Consider the following 17,832-nt stretch of genomic DNA (forward strand, 5'->3'; position numbering starts at 1 on the left):
ACCATGTGGTCAAACACATTCTTACGCTACGCGACAGCAATTACCATCGTATTTGTTTTAATGGCATTGACCATAAAATACACCATGAAAAGCGACACTGCTTGGCGTGATGTAAGTAGTCAAGGTTTACACACTAAGATACAAACGGGTCTTACTCAAATGTATTGGCAGTGGCAAGCACAAGGACGCGCAAAAAGTATTGAGTATTGGCCACAAAATGCAGAACAAGCATTTGTGATAAATATGACCAATGCTGGGCTACCTGTTGTAAATCCTGACAACGAAGGTTGTTTAACGTTTTTAAATTGGTTTGTTGATAAAAAAATACTAAATAAAAACGTGAATGTGACGATTACATACATACAGAAAACTTTTGTAGAACAAGGTCAAAGCGCGCCAAGAAGTAAAAACCAAGGCGAGCAAGCAAAGGAAGTGAAAGATGAAGCGATACATTCATACTGTCAGTTCCATTATGCAGGCCGAGTTCATCAATACGATATAACCACCGGCAAACTTCGGTTCGCTGATTAGGAACAAAAATGGCAATGAAACAATTTAAGAAACAATCTCAGTTTGGCTTTACGCTGATTGAACTGGTCATTGTTGTCGTCATATTGGGTTTACTTGCAGCCACTGCTATTCCGCGTTTTCTTAATGTAACAGAAGATGCAGAAGACTCTACTGTAGAGGGTGTAGCAGGTGGGTTTGCCACCGGTGTAGGGTTAACTAGAGCACAATGGGAAATTGAAGCCCGTCCTCGGTTCAACCAATCTGATAATAATTCGTTTGTTACAATTGAGGGCTTGGCCGTAGGAATCGACGGTGATACAGGGTATCCAACAGGTCATATGACGAACGATAACAGTACCGAAGACGATGCAATGTCACGTTTAGATTGCGAAAGTATATTTAATCTGATTATGCAAAGTGCACCAACTATCACTTCTGTTTGGGAGCCTATTGACGCTGAAGAGTTTCAATATTTCACTAACGTGAACGAAGGGATGGGTGCCGGTGGAAATGATGTTTGTCATTATTATTTGATGCAAACAGTCAAGAATGAAAGAGAAGAGCCGTTAACCGTTACAACCGGGAATGGTTTTGCATATGACCCTAGAATTGGTCAAGTACAAGTTTTCAGCAATAACTAACTTTATTAATAATACTCAGGAGCTACCATGAAGCAGCAACAAGGCTTTACACTAATCGAACTAATCATCGTCATTGTTATTTTAGGGATTTTGGCGGTTACCGCCGCACCTAGATTTATTGACATCCAATCAGATGCACGTAAGGAAACATTGCAGGGCGTTAAAGCTGCTATACAGGGCGCTTCGCAACTTGTATACGCAAAGGCAGCAATAAAAGGCGTTCAAAAAGCAGAAGATTCATTTGTAACTTTAAGCTCTGGCCAGGTAGATACTAAATACGGCTATCCAGATGCTGATGCGGTGACTTCTGTTGCCTTATTACAACGCTTTGTTGATGTTGAATTGAAAGACACAGGTATTGACGCGCAACTGACGCTCGACACCGGTACAACGTCTGACAACCAATTTACGATTCGTTTTGACAGTATTGCGACCGTTGCAGCGTCAGCACCAGACCCTGAGACAGGCTGTTATATCAAATATACTAGCGCTTCAGGCGAAGGCACTACACCTACTTTCACCGTGCTTGACAACAACTGTTAATCAGCGTGTTGAGCATTATTATTTCAAAGTTAAGCAACAGGCTCCACATTTGAGATGAATAAGGCACACATTGCATGTAAAGCTCCAAAACAAGCTCAACAAGGTTTCACCCTTGTTGAGCTTGTTACCGTTGTAATACTCCTTGGCGTATTGGCCTTGGCTGTTGCGCCACGGTTTATGGGATCCAGTGGCTTTGTAGAATACGCCTTGCAGAAGCGCCTTATAGCCAGTCTTAGAAATACCCAATTAAAAGCAATGTTTGATACACGCAGTAGTTTTTGCTACCGCACAATATTGGTCACTGGGAGTAGCAGTAGCGCCGCCTTTGGTCCTAGTAGTAAAAGCTATTTAAGCGGAAATGAAAGTGCTTCGTGCAGCACCAATATTGACTCAACAAGTCCCGCATTTTTACGTTCAAGTGACAGTGAAATCAATGCTGAAGGGATCAGTTTATCGGCACTAGATAACAGCACAAGCATCACCTACCTTCAATTTGATAATTACGGTAAACCCTATACTTCTGCAGGCACTTGCGCCAGTGGTTGTGTCATTAGTTTCTCTGGGGAAAGTAGCGCTAAGATTTGCGTTGCTGACCAAGGTTATGTGTATGCGTGTGAATAAAACACCTCAAAAGAACAATAGCAATGGTTTTACGCTAGTAGAGCTTATTATTGGTATTGTTCTTTTTTCAGTGGCGATGGTCACCATTATCTCGGTTATTATGCCCCAAACCAAGAAAGGTATTGACCCAATTTGGCAAGTCAGAGCAGTCACGTTGGGTCAATCGCTGTTGACTGAAATATCATCAAAAGCATTTGATGAGGCCTCAATTACGGTAAGCGGACGCCAGGCTTGTGGAAATGGCGTAAGCTGCACCAATTCAGCTTCGCTAGGTCCAGAAGGGGGAAAGTCGAAACAACTATGACGATATTGATGACTACCATGGTTTAAACTTAAGTGGTGTTGATATTTCTAATGCGTCGGCGAGCACCTTGACTAGTGATATAAGCGATTTATTTTTGGGCTTTGAAGCGCGGATCCGTGTTTTTTATGACCAAGATGCCAATGGTGTAGATGACGACGACATTAATGGCGATGGCACCCCCGATAGCGGGACGGTAACCGGAAACCAAAAACTAATCTCGGTAATTGTCGTCACGCCCGACGGTGAAGAGATCGCGTTCGCTACGTTTAGGAAGAATGTCTAATGCCTAAATTATGTCAGCCTTATTCATCCTTTCGCCAGAGTCCTAAACAGCATGGCTTTACCTTGATAGAACTGATTGTTGTTATCGTTATTCTTGGCATAGTGTCGATTAGTATGAGCGGTATAGTGAGAAATGCTATGGACGCTGTAATAACGGTTAGTGAGCGCGAAACCTTGGTCCGAGAAGGTAGCTTTTTAGTCGAGCGTTTCAACCGCGAACTTAGTGCTTCGGTGCCAAACTCTGCGCGTATTAGTGGCAACGCCGCTGTGCATTGTATTGAGTTTGTTCCATTAAAGTGGAGCGCTAATTACTTAAGCTTGCCGCTTTCAGGGCAGAGCGACAACACGGCTCACCTGACTGAGCTGAGTGATATTCAAGGAGGTTCATTTACACCGAGTACGAGTGATTATGGCATTGTCTATCCAACCCGTGCTACGCAGGTTTATGATGCGAGCCTAGGGCATAGAAAAGAAGTACAAAGCTGTAGTGATGATGGCGACGGTGATTGCGCCACACTTGATGATAGCGATAAAGTCGTGCAAGTTGAATTTGACGATGGTTTTGCTCAAGAGTCACCTTCAAAACGTATGTATTTTGCCCAGCAAAGTATTAGTTATTGCATGCGCAATCAGCAGATTTATCGACATACCGATAACATCAATGTCAATCAGACTTTGTACACCAGCGGCGGCAGTTTAATGGCGCAAAATTTGGTCAATCAACTGGGCGCAAGCGCAAGCTCCGGTGAGCAAAACCCATTTCGTAGTCTAGGCGCTTCATTTTCTCGCAATGCGTCAACACAAGCCTTATTTATTTTCGGCCGAGAAGAAGAGCGAATAAGCTTTATGCAAGAGGTGCAAGTTCCCAATGTACCCTAATCAACAAAAAAGACAGCAAAATTTGTTTGTTAAAAAACAAGCATTCAAACCCTTCACACAAGGCAAACAGCGCGGCAACATGATTGTGATGGCACTATTTGTCATTGTCGTTGTTAGCTTGTTAGCGGCGACACTCATTAATATTATTTCTGCGTCATCAAGCAGTACGATTCACCAAGTATATGGTTTGCGCGCGCAACAAGCCGCGAAATCGGGTATCCAAGAATTATTATCTCGGAGTTTCCCGACAGATGGCAGTTCGGTAACTTGCAACACTACGGCAAATAGTGGTGCAAGCTTTAGCAATATAAACGGCTTAAGAAACTGCAGCTATTCAGCAACGTGTACTACGCAGACAATCTCGTTTAGTAATGTAGACCGCCAGTACTATAAGTTTTCAAGCACTGGCAGTTGTCTCATAGACGACAACGTCGTTAGTCGAACATTGTCTGTTGATGCAGTGCAGGAAATAAGTCCTTGAAGAAGAATGTGCTGCTTATTGCATGTTTAGTCTTTGGCTTACTATTAACGGTCTTTTCGAGAAATGTAAGTGCTAGCACCTGCGCCGCGGTATTTCCTGAAGTACTTAGTTCTTATGACGCCTCAGGTATCGCTAATTTCGGCTATAATTCACGTCTTCATGACACTGACGGCGTCCTAGATATTGGTATAGGGACAGACAATGCTAGCCAAAGCTGCAATTCAGCAAGCTGCGTTTCATCAGGCAATTCGTCTGCCGCTGCGCTTTTACCAAGCTTCAATTCTACTAATAGCTCGCAAGATTATACGTTTCCGGATAACAGTAATTATTCAGTTCCCCAAGGTAGTTATGACGATATTACGATAGGCGCAAACTCTACCCTAACGATAAACAATGCTAATGTAGATACCCGTGTTGATACAGTTACCATCAATGCAAATTCAAATGTAATTTTAGGCAGTGGAACCTACTGGGTAGACGATTTAGTGCTTGGAGTAAATGCCAAAATTTCAGTAGCAAGCGCTAGTAAAGCGATTATTTTTGTCAACAATTTAAGTCTAAGTACGAATTTACGCTTCAACTCTACTGGAAGTGAAGACCAACTTACCATTGTTGCCATGAATAATATGAGCGTTGGTTCAAACACGCAGATGCGAGGCTATTTGTATGTCAATGGCGACTTAACCTGGGGTGATAACATCCTTTTTTACGGTGCGATCAATGCAAAGAATGCAACAATTGGAGCGAGCAGCAATTTTTATACGCGTGTTTCTGGGCTAAGCAGTGCCGTGTTTGAGGGTATCTGTGGTGATTCTAGTAGCCTCCCGGCGCCAATTATTTATTATTCTATGAATATGTGTAGCGTTACATCAGGCGCCAACACAATTAACGATGAAATAGGAAGTCAAGACGCGGATACACAAGGTGGCATTAGTATTAATAACACAGGTGATCATTGCCAAGCGCTCAATTTGGACGGTAACCAGTCATATATAGATATGCCAGATCCGGGTTTTAGTGGCTTAAGCGAAGGCAGTATCTCGCTTTATATAAACACCTCCGACCTAAGTCATAGCAATGTTCCTAGTCAAGGTTCGATGACCTTGTTTTCTCGTGATGCTACTGGCTACCAAACGGGTGGACATTTAACCGCTTGGGTTACCGATTCTGGAGCAATTCAAGTACGCCAGCAAAGCTCAAGTGAAAGTTATAATCTAATTACAACGTCAAATATTATTCAAGAAAATACTTGGCACCACGTCGTATATACGTGGGGCAGTGATGGTATGCGGATTTACGTTGATGGGCAATCGCGCGCAAATTCAACGACCTATACCGGTGGCTTTGCGGCCAACGGTGTTGAAATGGCAATAGGCGCATCAGCGGTAACTTACAACCCATCCTCCTCAAGTACAAGAACCTCGCAATTGAAAGACTTTTTCATAGGCAGTATAGACGAGCTACGGATATACGATGAGCAACTGACTATACAACAAGTGACAAGTCTAAATGAACTTGCCTCGGGCGCTTGTTCTAGTTGCCACGTTGCGCCAGAGTTAGTTAGTCACTGGGGTGGGGATGTTTGTAGTATCAATGCGAATCAACTTGCCGATATTGTTTCAGGACACGATGCGGTTATTCGAAATGGGATTAGCATTGAGTCTTCTAGTCGCTTTTGTCAGGGCTTGTCATTTGACGGAAACCAATCCTATGCAACTGTCACTCACAACAGCGACTTCGAAATTGCTGATGGCGCTATTTCTATGTGGTTTAAGGTTGCTGATTTATCGCATTCAAACAACAGTTACGCCGGTGGCAACGCTTTATTTTCAAAGGACACTCTAAATTATTCTAATGGGGGTCATCTGGATATACGCGTTGATAGCGCCGGTAAGATTCAAGTGCGCCATCAAACCACGAACTCGTCACTCGCCTTTGGCACCTCTGCTGTGGTCGCACAAGAAAATCAGTGGCATCATTTGGTCTACAGTTTTGGTTCACAAGGTGTTTCTATTTATGTTGATAATCAGCAAGTGTATTTTGACGGCGCCTACACCAATGGCTTAGGTACAAATGATGAAGTCATGGTCTTTGGCGCTACAGCAAGAACCGGCAATAAAGGTCAAACAAGCGCAAGTAATTTTAGAGACTTTCTAAAAGGTGAACTTGATCAAATAAAGATTTATCGTAATCAGCCAAATAGCAGCGATGTTGAATCTTGGTTTAATGAGTCTCAAGGAGTTTGCGCGACGTGTGATAGCCTAAAAGCTAAATATACATTTGAAGATGCACAAACAGGCACTATCCCCGTGGTCGACAATAGCGGTAATAATAATACCGCTTCTTTAGGCACAAACCTTAGTGTTGCTGCAATTGCCAACAACATTTCTTGTCAAGCGATTTCAACGCCTCAAAGCAGTTCGACCGATGCTAGTTATTACTTTGACACAGGTATATCCCCTAGTGAAATTGGTACACGCGGGTCTATCTCGTTTTGGTATCAGGCTAAAACCGCTTGGAATAGTGGTGTAGCCAGGCAATTGTTTGACGCCACAAACGGCACAAGTGGCATAGCGAAATACTTTTTTCTAGCCATTCAGAGCAATAGCCGCCTAGTTTTTGGTTTTGAAGATGAGAATGATACTGACGTGATTGTTAGTACTGGTACCAATAGCTATGCGGCGGATACATGGGTGCATATAAGCGTGCAATACAACCTTATTGATGATGAATACAGCATTTACTTAAATGGGGTTGACCAAACTTCATCGGTTTCACTTGATGTGCAAGTGCCAAACTTTGGTCCAATGAATAGTTTAGTGTTTGGTGACAATCGTTCTAGTTACAACGTCTCCGGTGCGACAACTAACCCAGCTTATGGTTACTTTGACGATATCCGAATATACTCTCAAGTAATATCTACGAGTCAAATTGCGGCCGACATAGCCGATGTGCAAGATTGCCCTGTAATCGACCACTACTTAATTGAGCATCCTGCTACCGCGTTGACATGTGATACGCCACAAATAACGATAAAGGCCTGCGTAAACAGTGATTGTAGCGAACTCTCAACGCAAAGTAGCACGGTGACGTTAACGCCAGATGAGTTTAGCACTTCAAATACCGTGACTTTCATCGGGCAAAGTACCTTAAACCTAAATGCGCAAACACCCGGAACCTTGACCTTAGGTAGCAGTAGTCAATCGCCTTCAGCCTCACTAGAGTGCAGTAATGGCTGCGACATTGAATATGAAGATGTTGGGATACAGTTTTTTCATCGTTTGAGTGGCGCTACCAGTTTCGCGAGTACGCCCTTTCTTGCTCAAAGTAGTTTGGACAATGTGGGAATAAGGATTGCAGGTGTATCATCTGGCGGTCTTTGTGGGGGCGCAGTTGACGGCCAAAGCAACATAGACTTAAGCTATTCGTGCGTGCAATCGGGCGGTGTCGATTATACACCTGCAGTATGCAATGTACCTTTTGCTGGAATTGCGCTTTCAGGCGGCTATTCGCAATCGGGCAGCTTAAGTCTTAGTTTTGATAGTAATGGTGAAAGTGATTTTGGAGATTATTCGTTTGCAGACGCTTCTTTATTGCGACTTACCGCGTCAGCCACTGTTGATGGTGCAAGCATACAAAGCGCAAGCACAGATATACCCATTGTGCCGGCGAGTTTATTCATTGCCAGCAATGCAGGCGCAGTGAATACCGCTGGCGAACATATAAGTGTCTCGTTGACAGCAAAGGGTGCGCAAGGAGCGACTTTACCAGGCTATCAAGCCAATGATTTAGAGCTCAGCGTAAAACGACAGATTCCTTCGAGTAGCGATGGTGTCGATTCTCAGTTTTATATTCAAACGGGAAGCGCAACGACAACATCCCTAAATGAAGTTTATTCGAATATTACGATGACCTTTGCCAACGGTGTAGCTAACTCAACTTCAGCCTATATGGAAGAAGTGGGCACTTACATAATTAATGTTAGAGATAATGATTATTTAGGGGCGCAAATAAGCGCTTTAGAATATAGTTTAGGGCGCTTTATTCCAGCCTACTTCGATGTAGTCGAAACCCATCAACCTGTTTTGCAAAATACGGTAGGCGGCGCCTTTACATATATCGGGCAAGCGTTTGAGTTTGCATCTGGCCTTGAGCCAAGCGTAACGGTAACCGCTTACAATGCATTAGGACAAATAACGCGTAATTATGCCAGTGATCTTTGGACTCTCGATGTGGCCGCGAATAGTTTAGCTTCAAGTCCGCAAGTGACAGACAATAGTGGTTATTCAGGAAGCCTAAGCCAGAGCGTCATAGCGAGTTCGATATCAACCTCAGGTACTGCACAATACGATGGTATAGCGGTTTTCTTAGGTAATGGGCTGACCTATAAATACCAAAAGGTGGCGGCCCCGACCGGCATTGATGTTTCTCAGTTTCCTGCTTTATTTGATCTCAGTTTGCCCTCAACTTGGTTTGTTGACGCCGATGGAATTTGCTATAAACCAACATATCCGGGAAGCTGTGCTAGCTTTGCATTTGAAGATATTACCGGCGCTGACATGCGCTATGGCAGGCTAAATGTGCAAAACGCATTTGGGCCTGAAACCCAGGCCCTGCAAATTCCTATCATGGTCGAGTATCTTGACGGCGGGCAATGGCGAGTAAATACTGCAGATGATTATACCTTAATGACCTTAAATCAAAGTGCTGGCGATATTAGTATTATTCATGATGTACAAAGTCCAACAGACCTTACAGGTTTAATCCCCAGTATTAGCATTTTAAATATTTTTGACGATGGCATTTTACCCGCAGACGATACCGATATCGGCCCGTTTCTATCAGGTGGCGAAGTACAAAGTGGCAGTTTTTACATCGAGTTGATCCCCCGCAATGTATCAGGTCATTGGTCGAGTTATTTAAATATAGATTGGGACGGCGACGGTGATATTGACACCGACGACAATCCATCAGGAAACATCATTTTGGGTATCTATAATTCCAATGATCGAACCCTGCATTGGCGAGAGGAACTCAATTAGTCAGTCTTTTGCTTAATATGCGTTGGTTTTCTTATATTTAGTGGCCAAACTAGCGCATTTACTTGCTTACAAAGCTATGGAAATCTAAAGACTTAGGTTACACTACGCCTATTTTATTACTATCAAAATAATAAAGGCATTCCATGTTCAAAAAGCTTCGAGGCATGTTCTCAAACGACCTGTCTATTGATCTAGGTACCGCAAATACCCTTATTTATATTAAAGACCAAGGTATCGTGCTAAATGAACCTTCGGTGGTCGCTATCAGGCAAGAGCGTGCAGGTGGTCCCAAAAGTGTTGCTGCTGTTGGTCATGAAGCTAAGCAAATGCTGGGCAGAACCCCAGGTAATATTAAAGCTATTCGCCCAATGAAAGACGGTGTTATTGCTGATTTTTACGTTACCGAAAAGATGCTTCAGCACTTTATCAAACAAGTGCATGACAATAACTTTTTACGTCCTTCACCCCGCGTTTTGGTTTGTGTTCCTTGTGGCTCAACCCAAGTAGAGCGAAGAGCGATACGTGAATCAGCCCTTGGCGCTGGTGCGCGCGAAGTTTATCTTATTGATGAGCCTATGGCAGCAGCGATTGGAGCTGGCTTACCAGTATCTGAAGCAACAGGGTCAATGGTTGTTGATATAGGTGGTGGTACCACCGAAGTCGCTATTATTTCATTAAACGGTATTGTCTATTCATCGTCTGTGCGTATTGGTGGTGATAAGTTCGATGAAGCGATTATTAACTACATTCGTCGTAACTTTGGTTCGCTTATTGGCGAAGCAACGGCCGAGCGCATTAAACACGAAATTGGCGCTGCTTACCCGGGCGAAGAAGTTAAAGAAATTGAAGTGCGCGGGCGTAATTTAGCAGAAGGTGTGCCGCGTGGTTTTACCCTAAACAGCAACGAAATTCTTGAAGCCCTTCAAGAGCCTTTGTCTGGCATAGTCAGTGCGGTTATGGTCGCGCTAGAGCAATCTCCACCAGAACTCGCTTCTGATATTTCTGAACGCGGCATGGTGCTAACCGGCGGTGGCGCATTATTGAAAGATCTTGACCGTTTGTTAATGGAAGAAACAGGCATTCCAGTCGTTATTGCTGACGATCCACTAACTTGTGTTGCAAGAGGTGGTGGTAAAGCATTCGATATGATTGATATGCATGGCGGCGATTTATTTAGTTACGAATAAGTTTTGCTATTATGAACGAAGTATTTGCCCGCGGCCCCACGCTTTTTACTCGGCTCTGTATAGTGCTGACCTTGAGTGTGGCGGCCATGGTTGTTGATACCAAGTTTGAGAATATTTCTACCGTGAGGACTTACCTCACGTCGTTTGTTAGCCCCTTACAGTATATAGCCGACCTACCTGGCGCGATGCTTGATTGGAGTGCGTCTCGTTTTACTTCTCGCCAAAGCATGCTCGAAGAAAACGAACGGTTGACCTCGCAAATTACCCTTATGAATGAAAAGCTTCAACGCTTTGTTGTGCTTGAAGCTGAAAATAACAATCTTCGAAAGCTTTTAGATGCGCCAATGCGCGGGAAAATGCACAGAATGATTGCCGAACTCATGGCGGTTGACAACAACCCTTACAGTCATCAAATTGTTATTAACAAAGGCGCTATTGACGACGTATATGAAGGGCAGTCAGTGCTTGATGATACTGGTATTGTTGGTCAAATTGTAGAAGTTGGAACGACCAACTCCCGCGTGCTGCTTATTTCGGACATTACCCATGCAATTCCGGTACGCGTGAGTCGTAATAACATTCGTATGATAGCCAGCGGCAGTGGCAGTCTAGATGAATTGGTTTTGAATCATGTGGCCCACAGTGGCGATATTGAAGTAGGGGATTTATTGGTATCATCAGGCTTAGGCAATATTTTCCCAGAAGGCTATCCGGTAGCCACGGTGACAAAAATAGTGCGTGATGAAAGTAAGCCCTTCGCAGCTATTACAGCCACTCCGTCAGCGCAACTCGATCGGTTAAAATATTTGTTATTGCTTTGGCCAGCCGATATTGCACCCGACGAAGCATTAAGCCCCACTGAAGTACTTGAGCTTGAGGGGAGCTAAATGAAAACCAATAAATCGTTCATACTCATCAGTATTGTTATTGGTATCGTTTTACAGATCATCCCAATGCCTCCGCCTATCGACCTATATCGTCCAGACTGGTTGCTGCTTATCTTAATTTATTGGTCTATGGCGCTTCCAAATAGAGTCAGTTTAGGAACTGCTGCCATCGCAGGGTTGATTCTCGATATTTTGTATGGCACGGCGCTAGGAGTACATAGTTTCGGATTAGCCGTGGCGGTGTATTTAGTTTCTGCTAATTATCAACGTTTACGCAACTACTCAATGATACAACAAGCAATTACGGTGTTGGTCATATCATTGATATATCACCTCATCGTCTATTGGCTACAATATTGGATTACGGGCATTGAGTTTAATTGGATATTTTTATGGCCAGCAATGGCGTCGATGATTATATGGCCTTGGCTCTTTTGGTTGTTAAGAAAATTTCGACGCAACTTGCGGGTTCAGTAGATGTGGCCTTTGCCGGTAGTGCTAGGTTCGGCTTCACCACGACGCCGAGAACTGCTGTCTTATGTCGTCCAAGCACTTTCTTTTGATACCGCCGATATTGATGAAACTCCCTATGCACAAGAGTCAGCATTGGCATTAGTCGAACGTCTAGCAAATACTAAAGCCGAGGTTGTGGCTAAACGCCATCCGAATAGTCTTGTTGTGGGTTCTGATACGATTGTTGCCATTGACGACATCATTTTAGGTAAACCTAGCGATCTACAGGATTTTATGCGCATGATGCAGCGCTTGAGCAATCGTCGCCATCAGGTCTATACTGGCGTAAGTGTTATAAATACTGCGACGAATAAAGTGTGTAATAAGGTACTTGTTACACAAGTTGAGATGGGAGAAATATCAGCTAACAGTGCGCTAGACTATTGGCATACCGGCGAGCCTGCCGATAAAGCGGGTGGTTATGCCATTCAAGGTATTGGCGGACGTTACGTCAAATCAATAAGTGGTAGTTTAAGCTGTGTTATTGGCCTGCCAATTTATGAAACTAAACAACTGCTAGAACAAGCTATCGAGTAAAGCACCATGAGCGCAGAGTTATTAATTAATGTTACCCCGTCTGAGTCGCGTGTGGCCTTAATCGAAAATGGTATATTGCAAGAAATCCACATAGAACGTCACACCAAAAAAGGACTGGTCGGTAATATCTATAAAGCGAAAGTGATTAGAGTGTTACCAGGTATGCAGGCCGCATTTGTTGACATTGGCTTAGACAAAGCCGCGTTTTTACACGCTTCCGATATTGCTGTATACGAAGAGCTTGCTGAAGAAGTAAACACCTCTCAAATTGAACGAAAAGACATCCGTGAACTTGTCCGAGAAGGCCAAGCAATTATTGTACAGGTTGTGAAAGACCCAATTGGTACCAAGGGTGCAAGGCTCACTACCGATATTACCTTACCGTCTAGATACCTTGTTTTTATGCCTTCGGTAACGCATGTGGGTATTTCGCAAAAAATAGAAGATAACGCTGAACGAGAAAGGCTAAAAAACATTGTTTCGCAGGTGTGTGATGAAAACGGTGGTTTTATTTTACGCACTGCCGCAGAAGGTGTTAACGAGCAAGAGCTAATTCAAGATGCGACTTTTTTGCGGCGTTTATGGGATAAGATCCAATCACGCAAACCCGGTAGTAAAATTCATGTCTTGTATGAAGACTTGCCAGTAGCAAGGCGTGTTTTGCGTGATTTTGTAGGCACGCAAATTGACCGCGTGAGGATTGACTCAAATTTAACTTACAAAGAGCTTAAATCCTTTACAGAAGAATATGTGCCAGAGTTGTCGAGCACACTCGAATACTATCAAGGTGATTTACCCATATTTGATTTGTACGATGTTGAGAACGAACTACAACGTGCATTAGGGCGGCGAGTCGATTTGAAATCAGGAGGCTACCTGATTATCGACCAGACCGAAGCGATGACGACAATCGATATCAATACAGGTGCCTTTGTGGGCCACCGCAACCTAGAAGAGACTATCTTCAATACCAATATAGAGGCGACATCGGCCATCGCTAGGCAGTTAAGATTACGTAATTTAGGTGGCATGATCCTCATCGATTTTATCGATATGATGGAACCTGACCATAAAAAGCGTGTCTTACACTCGTTAGAATCAGGTATGGCCAAAGACAGAGCCAAGTCAAATATTTATGGCTTCACCTCGCTTGGGCTAATAGAAATGACGCGCAAACGTACCCGAGAATCACTTGAGCACTTACTCTGTGGCGAATGCCCCGCTTGTCAAGGTAGAGGCAGTGTTAAAACAGTCGAAACCATTTGTTTTGAGATTACTCGAGAAATCGTTCGAGTAAACAAGGCCTACAGTGCCGACAAATTTGTCATATATGCCTCGGCTATAGTTGCTGATGCATTATTAGGAGAAGAGTCACATATTTTGGCAGAATTAGAAGCTTTTGTTAGGAAACCTATCAAAGTACTCACCGAGCCGCTTTATCATCAAGATAAGTTTGACGTAGTAATGATGTAATGACATCGACGGCAAAGAGTACTAGCACCTTAGGTAGGGCGACCAGTTTTGTGGTCAAAAAGTTGTGGACATTGTTTGCCATAGTCCTAGTGGTGGTCGCTCTATTTATGAGTTTGCTGCGTTACTCACTTCCCTTTCTTAATGACCATAAAGAATATGTCGAGAACTATATTGCCGACAATTATGCGGTTGACGTAAAAATAGGCGAGCTGTCTGCGAGTTGGCAAAGCCAAGGTCCTGCCATCGTGCTACGAAATTTAAGCGTCAAGAACGGTCCTCAATCTCCGGTTTCTTTGAACATCGGTGAAGTCTTTCTAGAAGTCGATTTTTGGCCGTCGATGGTTGATCTCAAATTGCATAGCAATCAAGTGAAGCTAAATGGATTAGCCTTATCTATTGATACCACGCGTTTCGAAAGCACTAGTGCTGACTTCCCGATTGTGGATGCACTTGAGAATGTGTTTTTGGAGCAGCTCAGCAACTTTATCGTATCAGACAGTCGATTGACCTTGATTACGCAAGAAACTAACAAAGTCATTGATATTACAAAGCTTTCTTGGCTGAATAAAGACAAACGTCACCAAGGAGTAGGGGAGTTTGTACTTGAAGATTTTTCTGACAACAGTGCCAGTTTCATTCTCGATTTATATGGCACGGTGGCTAGCTATAGCGGAACCCTATTTGCACGAGCGCAAGATATAAACCTTTCACCGTGGATTAACGAATATACTGGTTTGCAAAGCCAACTTGCCTCGAGCAAGGGGAATGTTGAAGTATGGACTAAGATCGAAAATGGTGAGCTAAAACGAATTGACGGGCAAGTATTGCCTAGTACCTTTGAGTGGCGCACCGAAGAGTCTAGCATTAGTAATACGGTAAGCGCTAAGTTTGCCGCCATAAAAGGGCCTGAGCAGTGGGATTTTTCTGTTGCTAATTTGAAAGTCGATATTCAAGACTCCGCTATAGTGAGTAATGTAAATGGCTATTTTGCGCCCAAGCTAGGGTTCGTGATTTCCTTACCTGAGGTGACATCTCTTAAACCTTTACTCGCGTATAGCGGTCTAGTTTCACTTTCTGTCGCTGACACCTTAGCGTTAATTAACGCTGATGCAACACTACAAGGCTTACAAGCAAAACTGGATTCTAGTGGCTTTACTTTGCAAGCGAAGATTGAAGATATTGCTTGGCAGGAACACAATGAAGTCGTGGGCATTGATGGCTTACATGCGCTAGTTTATTTACAAGATAAGCGCGGCAAAGTAGTGCTCAGTGCCGAAAACACAAGGTTACATTCACAGTATTATTTTTCTCGCTCAATGGCTTTTGACAAATTATATTTGCCCATTGAGTTTGATATTGATGGTCAAGACCAAAGGGGGCCATTGGTCACTGTGCGCGAGGCTAGTGCAGATATTGATGGTTTACTCATTGGTCTAGACACTGAATATGCGCCAAAAAACGCATTTCTATCACTTGTTGTGGACATTGATGAGTTTGAAGCAGCTAAAGTACCAAGCTTGCTGCCGAAGCATCTTGTTGGGCAAGGCACTAAACGCTTTTTGACCAATGCATTTATGGGAGCTGGCAAGGTCACTAGTGCCAATGTAATGTGGCATGGCCCCTTAAATGCTTACCCCTTTGCTGACAACTCAGGGATTTTTCAGAGTAATGTTTCTGTGACGCAAGCAGATTTCTCTTTCTCAAAGGGCTGGCCAGCCTTAAGCCAACTTGATATTGACCTATTTTTTGAAAATCAAAGTTTGCGAATGAAAAGCCCCGGTAGTTTTCTCGATAAGGTCGCACTGAGCAATTTATATGCTGAAATTCCAGAACTTAAAGCGAATGCGTTGCTCACTATTACCGCTGATGGCGCAGCAACAAGCAATGATATTACCAGCTTAATGTTACAAAGTTCACTTGCCAACAGCTTAGGACAGCTTCTCAACAATGATGTTGTTGTAGACGGCGACTTAAGCACGCAGCTTAGTTTGTTTATACCACTAGTTGACGGCACAAAACCTAGAGTAGAAGGTGACGTTTATTTTGATGACAACAAGGTCGCCATTCCAGCGCTAAATATTGCCTTTAATAATGCCAAGGGTATGCTACGTTTTGAGAACGAAACAATTGCAATAACTGATATGCAGGCTTCTTTCTTAGGACAGGACATCGATGTCCGCCTAAATGGTGAGAAAAGCGATGATAAATATGCTCTCAAGGCAAGCTTACTAGGAGATTGGGAAGTCCGCCCTTTAGCTCAACAAATCGGCAGTGACTTTGCTGATTATTTTGAAGGTAGTACAGCCTGGGAATTTGACCTTGCGTTAGATTTGATGGCCAAAGACTTTACTTACGTCGCAACTCTACGAAGTAATCTATTAGGGGTGAGCGCTCAACTTCCTCAACCATTAGCGAAGTTCGGCACGCAGGCGCTTCCCTTGATGATAAATGCTCGCGGCAGCCGCGTTGCATCAAGTATTGATTTATCCCTTGGAGAAGTGCTTAAATTTGACGGCGCATTGGCGCATAAAGAAAAACAGTTCAATCGTGCACACCTAGCCGTAGGGCCTACAGAGCTTGAAAGTAGAGGTCTTGGTTTTAGTATCAGTGGTAACTTTGAAAAACTGCACGTAGATACCTGGTACCCATTTATAAAAGCGATTACGTCTGAACTCGGCAGCTCAAAAACGCCTTTAATCGGCTTGCCTCAGCGAATATTTATTGATACTCAAAAACTGGAAGTTGCCGGCCAAACCTTTAATGATGTTGATGTAACGGTGAAGCGATTAACGGACCAGTGGAGCTTTGATATTGACGCAAACGAACTACGAGGAAATGTTTCTTTGTTTGACCAATGGTTTAGCAAAGGACTTGTGATAGACGCGGAATATGTCAGGATCACGAAAGAAAATAGTATTAGCGCTTTAGAGCCTAAAACGCTTTACGACAGCGATGACATTGATCCAAAGTCGTTTCCGCGTATAAACTTTACCTGTAAAGCTTGTGACATTGGAGGCATTAATCTAGGACGTGTAGAGCTAGAAGCTGAGCCAAATAATGATGGTTTGAAGATTAGCCAATTGATGATAAACAATGAATTTGGTAACGTCAATTCGTCTGGCCAGTGGTACAAAAGAAACGACGATCACTACACCTTCATTGCAGGGGATCTAAATAGTAATGATTTTGGTGAATTCATTAGTCAATTAGGCTTTGATTCTGGAATCAAAGATTCTTCAGCTAATTTAACCTTCCAACTTGACTGGCTAAATTCACCAATGGATATAGACCTTGAACACTTAAACGGCGCCATTGATTGGCAACTAAGTGATGGTTACTTAGCTGAAGTTAGTGATAAGGGCTCTCGTATTTTTACTTTGTTGAGTTTGAGTTCTTTGGTCAGAAAGTTATCACTCGATTTCAGAGATGTATTTGCTAAAGGATTCTTTTATGACAACATGAAAGGGTCAGTGCAGATTGCACAAGGCATAGCAGATACTCGTGATACCCTAATTGACGGCGCAGCCGGAGAAATAGAGATTTACGGTAACACTGACCTTGTTAATCAAAAACTAAATTATAATGTCAGCTTCACACCTAATGTAACGGGCAACCTTCCCGTCCTTGTCTATTTTTTAGTTAGCCCACCCACGGCACTGGCTGCTTTGGCAATAGACCAAGTGCTAACTTCAGCTAAAGTAATATCGAATATAAACTATTCTGTAACCGGCACCATTAAAGACCCCATTCTTATCGAGACCGGCAGAGAAAGCACCGAGGTCGACTTACCCGCTAGTAGAGAAAGCCTGCCTGAGGAAGAATTGCCTCCTTTTGTTCCACCAACAGAAGAAGACCTAATTGAAATTGAAGTAAAAGATGGTGTGTCCTAGGCGCAAACTGATATGCTAGCAATCATAAAAGTCGAGATATTG

The 17,832-nt window shown here is 43.3% G+C and carries 15 protein-coding genes; all 15 read left to right on the forward strand.

Annotation, left to right across the window (positions count from 1 at the left end; all coding sequences use genetic code 11):
• Nucleotides 1-3: 3 nt before the first annotated feature.
• The 15 genes from AC0L6H_RS07610 (at nucleotide 4) to AC0L6H_RS07680 (ending at nucleotide 17,790) form a co-directional block, all read left to right on the forward strand.
• Complete coding sequence (locus AC0L6H_RS07610) at nucleotides 4-531, forward strand: hypothetical protein (protein WP_473393553.1); 528 nt, start codon at nucleotides 4-6, stop codon at nucleotides 529-531.
• A gap of 14 nt (nucleotides 532-545) precedes the next feature.
• Nucleotides 546-1,151 (forward strand): prepilin-type N-terminal cleavage/methylation domain-containing protein, encoded by a 606-nt coding sequence (locus tag AC0L6H_RS07615; protein ID WP_473394492.1) that lies wholly within the window; start codon nucleotides 546-548, stop codon nucleotides 1,149-1,151.
• A gap of 27 nt (nucleotides 1,152-1,178) precedes the next feature.
• Complete coding sequence (locus AC0L6H_RS07620; RefSeq protein WP_473393554.1) at nucleotides 1,179-1,694, forward strand: prepilin-type N-terminal cleavage/methylation domain-containing protein; 516 nt, start codon at nucleotides 1,179-1,181, stop codon at nucleotides 1,692-1,694.
• Nucleotides 1,695-1,748: 54 nt separating this feature from the next.
• Entirely contained in the window at nucleotides 1,749-2,315 is a 567-nt protein-coding gene (locus AC0L6H_RS07625) for a type II secretion system protein (protein ID WP_473393555.1), read from the forward strand.
• Nucleotides 2,302-2,619 carry a type IV pilus modification PilV family protein gene (locus AC0L6H_RS07630; RefSeq protein ID WP_473393557.1) on the forward strand — a complete coding sequence of 106 codons (318 nt, stop codon included), beginning with the start codon at nucleotides 2,302-2,304 and terminating at the stop codon, nucleotides 2,617-2,619. The genes AC0L6H_RS07625 and AC0L6H_RS07630 overlap by 14 nt, the downstream gene beginning before the upstream one ends.
• A gap of 67 nt (nucleotides 2,620-2,686) precedes the next feature.
• A complete protein-coding gene (locus AC0L6H_RS07635; protein WP_473393558.1) occupies nucleotides 2,687-2,902 on the forward strand; it encodes a hypothetical protein in 216 nt (71 codons plus the stop codon).
• Entirely contained in the window at nucleotides 2,902-3,780 is an 879-nt protein-coding gene (locus AC0L6H_RS07640; protein ID WP_473393559.1) for a prepilin-type N-terminal cleavage/methylation domain-containing protein, read from the forward strand. Before AC0L6H_RS07635 ends, AC0L6H_RS07640 begins: the two co-directional genes overlap by 1 nt.
• A complete protein-coding gene (locus AC0L6H_RS07645; protein WP_473393561.1) occupies nucleotides 3,770-4,261 on the forward strand; it encodes a type II secretory pathway component in 492 nt (163 codons plus the stop codon). Before AC0L6H_RS07640 ends, AC0L6H_RS07645 begins: the two co-directional genes overlap by 11 nt.
• Nucleotides 4,258-9,303, forward strand: coding sequence for a DUF6701 domain-containing protein (locus AC0L6H_RS07650; protein ID WP_473393562.1), 5,046 nt, complete (start codon nucleotides 4,258-4,260; stop codon nucleotides 9,301-9,303). Before AC0L6H_RS07645 ends, AC0L6H_RS07650 begins: the two co-directional genes overlap by 4 nt.
• 143 nt (nucleotides 9,304-9,446) lie before the next feature.
• Nucleotides 9,447-10,490: a rod shape-determining protein gene (locus AC0L6H_RS07655; RefSeq protein ID WP_473393564.1), complete on the forward strand. Its 1,044-nt coding sequence runs from the start codon at nucleotides 9,447-9,449 to the stop codon at nucleotides 10,488-10,490.
• A gap of 11 nt (nucleotides 10,491-10,501) precedes the next feature.
• Nucleotides 10,502-11,377: a rod shape-determining protein MreC gene (gene mreC, locus AC0L6H_RS07660; protein ID WP_473393565.1), complete on the forward strand. Its 876-nt coding sequence runs from the start codon at nucleotides 10,502-10,504 to the stop codon at nucleotides 11,375-11,377.
• Nucleotides 11,378-11,854 (forward strand): rod shape-determining protein MreD, encoded by a 477-nt coding sequence (gene mreD / locus AC0L6H_RS07665; protein ID WP_473393566.1) that lies wholly within the window; start codon nucleotides 11,378-11,380, stop codon nucleotides 11,852-11,854. It abuts the gene before it with no gap.
• Nucleotides 11,855-12,427, forward strand: a complete 573-nt coding sequence (locus AC0L6H_RS07670; RefSeq protein ID WP_473393567.1) for a Maf family protein — start codon at nucleotides 11,855-11,857, stop codon at nucleotides 12,425-12,427.
• A gap of 6 nt (nucleotides 12,428-12,433) precedes the next feature.
• Complete coding sequence (gene rng, locus AC0L6H_RS07675; protein WP_473393568.1) at nucleotides 12,434-13,900, forward strand: ribonuclease G; 1,467 nt, start codon at nucleotides 12,434-12,436, stop codon at nucleotides 13,898-13,900.
• Nucleotides 13,900-17,790: a YhdP family protein gene (locus AC0L6H_RS07680; protein WP_473393569.1), complete on the forward strand. Its 3,891-nt coding sequence runs from the start codon at nucleotides 13,900-13,902 to the stop codon at nucleotides 17,788-17,790. The genes rng and AC0L6H_RS07680 overlap by 1 nt, the downstream gene beginning before the upstream one ends.
• The last annotated feature ends 42 nt before the right edge of the window (nucleotides 17,791-17,832 follow it).

Source organism: Glaciecola sp. G7-5 (assembly GCF_055808975.1).

Bases quoted from the DNA above. Each gene is read 5' to 3' on its own strand.
- AC0L6H_RS07680 (WP_473393569.1), top strand. From the start codon at position 13,900: ATGACATCGACGGCAAAGAGTACTAGCACCTTAGGTAGGGCGACCAGT.
- AC0L6H_RS07655 (WP_473393564.1), top strand. From the start codon at position 9,447: ATGTTCAAAAAGCTTCGAGGCATGTTCTCAAACGACCTGTCTATTGAT.
- AC0L6H_RS07670 (WP_473393567.1), top strand. From the start codon at position 11,855: ATGTGGCCTTTGCCGGTAGTGCTAGGTTCGGCTTCACCACGACGCCGA.
- rng (WP_473393568.1), top strand. From the start codon at position 12,434: ATGAGCGCAGAGTTATTAATTAATGTTACCCCGTCTGAGTCGCGTGTG.
- AC0L6H_RS07625 (WP_473393555.1), top strand. From the start codon at position 1,749: ATGAATAAGGCACACATTGCATGTAAAGCTCCAAAACAAGCTCAACAA.
- AC0L6H_RS07620 (WP_473393554.1), top strand. From the start codon at position 1,179: ATGAAGCAGCAACAAGGCTTTACACTAATCGAACTAATCATCGTCATT.
- AC0L6H_RS07630 (WP_473393557.1), top strand. From the start codon at position 2,302: ATGCGTGTGAATAAAACACCTCAAAAGAACAATAGCAATGGTTTTACG.
- AC0L6H_RS07610 (WP_473393553.1), top strand. From the start codon at position 4: ATGTGGTCAAACACATTCTTACGCTACGCGACAGCAATTACCATCGTA.
- mreC (WP_473393565.1), top strand. From the start codon at position 10,502: ATGAACGAAGTATTTGCCCGCGGCCCCACGCTTTTTACTCGGCTCTGT.
- AC0L6H_RS07645 (WP_473393561.1), top strand. From the start codon at position 3,770: ATGTACCCTAATCAACAAAAAAGACAGCAAAATTTGTTTGTTAAAAAA.
- AC0L6H_RS07615 (WP_473394492.1), top strand. From the start codon at position 546: ATGAAACAATTTAAGAAACAATCTCAGTTTGGCTTTACGCTGATTGAA.
- mreD (WP_473393566.1), top strand. From the start codon at position 11,378: ATGAAAACCAATAAATCGTTCATACTCATCAGTATTGTTATTGGTATC.
- AC0L6H_RS07640 (WP_473393559.1), top strand. From the start codon at position 2,902: ATGCCTAAATTATGTCAGCCTTATTCATCCTTTCGCCAGAGTCCTAAA.